At 52.0% G+C, this 1,122-nt stretch carries 1 rRNA gene; it reads left to right on the forward strand.

The window, feature by feature from the left end:
- Nucleotides 1-1,122, forward strand: a 23S ribosomal RNA gene (locus AB6E54_RS22605); the annotation flags it as partial.

Genomic DNA, 1,122 nt, shown 5'->3' on the forward strand with positions numbered 1-1,122 from the left:
ATCAGTGAAAACGAGTAGGGCGGGACACGTGATATCCTGTCTGAATATGGGGGGACCATCCTCCAAGGCTAAATACTACTGACTGACCGATAGTGAACCAGTACCGTGAGGGAAAGGCGAAAAGAACCCCTGTGAGGGGAGTGAAATAGAACCTGAAACCGTGTACGTACAAGCAGTAGGAGCACCTTCGTGGTGTGACTGCGTACCTTTTGTATAATGGGTCAGCGACTTAATTTTAGTAGCAAGGTTAACCGTTTAGGGGAGCCGTAGGGAAACCGAGTCTTAACTGGGCGTACAGTTGCTAGGATTAGACCCGAAACCAGGTGATCTAGCCATGGGCAGGTTGAAGGTTGAGTAACATCAACTGGAGGACCGAACCGACTAATGTTGAAAAATTAGCGGATGACTTGTGGCTAGGGGTGAAAGGCCAATCAAACCTGGAGATAGCTGGTTCTCCCCGAAAGCTATTTAGGTAGCGCCTCGGACGAATACTACTGGGGGTAGAGCACTGTTAAGGCTAGGGGGTCATCCCGACTTACCAACCCTTTGCAAACTCCGAATACCAGTAAGTACTATCCGGGAGACACACGGCGGGTGCTAACGTCCGTCGTGGAGAGGGAAACAACCCAGACCGCCAGCTAAGGTCCCAAAGTATAGCTAAGTGGGAAACGATGTGGGAAGGCTCAGACAGCCAGGATGTTGGCTTAGAAGCAGCCATCATTTAAAGAAAGCGTAATAGCTCACTGGTCGAGTCGGCCTGCGCGGAAGATGTAACGGGGCTAAGCTATACACCGAAGCTGCGGCTACGTACCTTAGGGTATGTGGGGTAGGGGAGCGTTCTGTAAGCCGTTGAAGGTGGTCTGTAAGGGCTGCTGGAGGTATCAGAAGTGCGAATGCTGACATGAGTAACGATAAAGGGAGTGAAAAACTCCCTCGCCGGAAGACCAAGGGTTCCTGTCCAACGTTAATCGGGGCAGGGTAAGTCGACTCCTAAGGCGAGGCCGAAAGGCGTAGTCGATGGGAAACGGGTTAATATTCCCGTACTTCTTACAATTGCGATGGGGGGACGGAGAAGGCTAGGTGGGCCTGGCGACGGTTGTCCAGGTTCAAGTACGTAGGCGG

It is taken from the genome of Vibrio sp. 10N.247.311.49 (assembly GCF_041467655.1).
In the GTDB taxonomy this organism is placed as follows: domain Bacteria; phylum Pseudomonadota; class Gammaproteobacteria; order Enterobacterales; family Vibrionaceae; genus Vibrio; species Vibrio crassostreae_C.